This is a genomic window from Chryseobacterium sp. SIMBA_029 (assembly GCF_046535275.1).
Taxonomy (GTDB): Bacteria; Bacteroidota; Bacteroidia; order Flavobacteriales; family Weeksellaceae; genus Chryseobacterium.
In genome coordinates this window covers 1-256 of record NZ_JAWRXA010000559.1, presented here as the reverse complement: position 1 = coordinate 256, position 256 = coordinate 1, and the positions used below count along the sequence as shown (strand labels likewise).

At 65.2% G+C, this 256-nt stretch carries 1 protein-coding gene; it reads right to left on the bottom strand.

Annotation, left to right across the window (positions count from 1 at the left end):
* Positions 1–256, bottom strand: a 256-nt coding sequence (locus SB679_RS25220) for a S8 family serine peptidase (protein ID WP_410705068.1), incomplete at both ends; no start/stop codon positions are given.

Here is a 256-nt window from a genome sequence, read left to right as displayed (position 1 = left end):
CAGGTTGCCTGGCCTCCGAGGCTGAGGTTGATCACACGAGCTGGATTGGCGTTGGCGGGAGCTCCGCTCACCGAACCGCCCGCGGCCCACCTGATGCCATCGGCGATGTCGGACGTGTAGCCACCACAGGTGCCGATAACCCTAACGGGTACGATCTTCGCCTGGGGCGCCACGCCGGCAATGCCCTTTCCGTTCCCGGCAACTGCCGCGATGATGCCTGCAACGTGGGTGCCATGCCATGAGGAATTCCGGGCAG